We start from the raw sequence: 2569 nt of genomic DNA on the forward strand, positions 1-2569 counted from the left end.
CGACCCACCGTGATGCTGACCGCTCTGCTGCTCGTTCTGGGAGGCGCCTGCAGTGCCCGGACACCGACCGTGATCGACGGTGCGTTCGACGACTGGGACGACGCACCCGTCGCGTCGGATCCCGCCGGCGACGGAGGGCGGATGGACCTCCTGACGATTGCGGTGGCGTCCAACGCCGAAAGAGTGAGCTTCCTCTTCGAGCTTGCCGACGAGATCAACCTGCAGAGCACGGCCGGTCTGAGGCTTGAGGTCACGACGGCGGTCGGTTCGGAGGAGCCGCGTCTCGTCTGGGATTTCGGAGCGAAGAGGGGCCGCATTCAGACCGGCGGGAGGAGCATCGAGGTCGGACAGTGGGACCTGGGGATGCTCAAGGCCCCCACCGTCTCGTCACGGCGCTTCGAGTTCTCCTTCCTGCGATGCACGCGCGACGGCACAATGATCGTGGAGGGCGAGTCGGCTGCCGTGACCCTCGTGGATGCGGCCGGGGGCGACCGGCTGCCGGACACGGGCAGGCTCCACGTCGAGCTCCCAGCGAGCCGTCTTCCCGACCCGCCGCCTGTCAGGCTCGAACGGGACGACCCGAGGCACGTCAGGGTGCTGACGTGGAACGTGCTCTTCGAAGGGCTCTTCAAGCGACCGGCTCCGTTTCTGCGCGTGCTGCGGGCCATCGAGCCCGACGTGATCTGTTTCCAGGAGGTCTGGAGCCACACGGCGCGCCAGGCGGCCGACCAGGTGTCGCTTGCGCTGCCCGGAACGCAATGGCACGGCGCACACACGACGGACGGGCTCATCGTCAGCAGGTATCCCTTCCTTGAGGCGGCGGCCATCGACGAGGCCGGCAACTACTGGGCCCTCATCGACCTGCCGGACGGGCACTACGACGTCGACCTGTCGGTCGTCAGCGCGCACCCGCCGTGCTGTGATCAGGAGAAACGTCGTCAGGAACAGCTCGACGGCATGGCAGCGTGGCTGCGCATGCTCAAGGAACCGGACGGCGTCAGTGTGCCGTGGGGAACCCCGACGGTCGTGGCCGGGGACATGAACCTGGTCGGAGGTTCGATTCAACTGGAGACGCTTCTCGCCGGCAGGATCGTCGGCGAGGAGAGGCACGGCCCGTCGCACGACCCCGACTGGGACGGAACCGCGCTTCGCGACGCGGACCCGCGAATCACGGGGCGGCGTGAGAACTACACCTGGCGCGATCGCGAGACCGCTTTCGCGCCGGGCAAGCTCGACTACATCGTGTTCACGGACAGCGTCCTCGAGATGGGGAACGCGTTCGTCCTGGCGACGGAGCACATGAGACCCGAAGACCTCGACCGCTACGGGCTGCTGGCCGATGATACGGTCGAGGCCTCCGACCACCTTCCGGTCGTCGCCGACCTCACTCCCACCGGCGAACGGCCTCGAAGAGCACCAGGCGAATGACAAGCTCCTTGTCGTCCTCCGAGATGTCGGGGACGGCGTTCGCCAGTGCGCGCATCGTCGGTGAGTCCATGTTCCCGGTCGGCTCGAGGCCGCTGTCCTCCTGGAACGCCACGACCGCCGCGACCGTCTCCTGGTCCCACGCCGCCGTCCCGTAGTCCAGGTCATATCCCAGAGAGGCAAGCAGCGCCTTGACGAGCAGCCCCTCGGGGTCGGTCAGTTTCCCCTTCCCGAGCGCCGGCTCGACCAGGCTGATCTGCGCCGGTTCGGTCACCTCGATCTGCGGCGTACCTTTGTATGTTTGTATCTTACCGGTCACACAGATCTCGCGGCCGTCGAACATCCTCTCGGGCGGTCGCTCGAACTTCCCGCGGTTCTGGTTCCATATGACGACCGTGAAGACCTGATCCGGATAGGCCTTCCCCAAGTTCAGGAACGTGGGGCCGCCTCGCACCGAGCCGATATGGGACGCGCTCATGACGCGGCCGCACACGGTTGCCGTGCGGCCCACGTAGGCCCCGGCCTCGGCCGCGGGGACCCTTGGAGTCTCGTCGGCGAAGCTGGCACCGGCAGACAGGGACAGGGCGATGACAACGGCGAGAACACAGCGGGCGACCCGTCGATACCGCGGAGCAGCGCAGGAAGCACGCACTGGTTTCCTCCTCTCCATCTACTCTTTCAGCACCCAGAACTCCGTGGACGTCCCGGCGGGCAGCAGGTAAAGGGCCTCGTCGCCGCAGGCCATCGTCCCGCCCCAGCCGATCTCCGCGGGGGCGTCCTCGATGGACTCCCAGCTGTCATCGGGGATGTTGTACCGCCATACCGTCGCCGTCGTGTCGCCGCGGCAGAGGAAGAGCGACTGGTCGCCGTCGTACGTCATCCATGCACCGAGGTAGAGCTCCTCGGGATAGTCCGCCCTCTGCGTCCATTGGTCCGCACCGGTGTCGTACGCATAGAAGTCCAGGCTGTCGGCTGCCGCGTAGATGGTCGACCCGCCTCCCCACGCGATCGAAGAGCCGTGCCACATCCTCGTCGGGATGTCGGCCAGCGACTGCCAGACGTCGGAGGCGATGTCGTACCGCTCGAATGTCCCGGTGCCGTTCCCCTCGCAGCAGTAGAGATACCCGCCCTGACCCGGCCAGAC

The 2569-nt window shown here is 67.0% G+C and carries 2 protein-coding genes; one reads left to right on the forward strand and one right to left on the reverse strand.

Annotated elements, in window-relative coordinates:
- The coding region (locus GF405_01490) for a hypothetical protein (GenBank protein MBD3366829.1) at positions 1–1428 on the forward strand (1428 nt) is incomplete at its 5' end.
- Here GF405_01490 and GF405_01495 read toward each other — a convergent pair.
- Positions 1385–2095, reverse strand: a complete 711-nt coding sequence (locus tag GF405_01495) for a hypothetical protein (GenBank protein ID MBD3366830.1) — start codon at positions 2093–2095, stop codon at positions 1385–1387. The genes GF405_01490 and GF405_01495 overlap by 44 nt on opposite strands.
- Positions 2096–2569: the final 474 nt, after the last annotated feature.

Origin of the sequence: Candidatus Effluviviaceae Genus V sp. (assembly GCA_014728125.1) — a bacterium.
In the GTDB taxonomy this organism is placed as follows: Bacteria; Joyebacterota; Joyebacteria; order Joyebacterales; family Joyebacteraceae; genus WJMD01.

Bases quoted from the DNA above. Each gene is read 5' to 3' on its own strand.
- GF405_01495 (MBD3366830.1), bottom strand. From the start codon at position 2,095: ATGGAGAGGAGGAAACCAGTGCGTGCTTCCTGCGCTGCTCCGCGGTAT.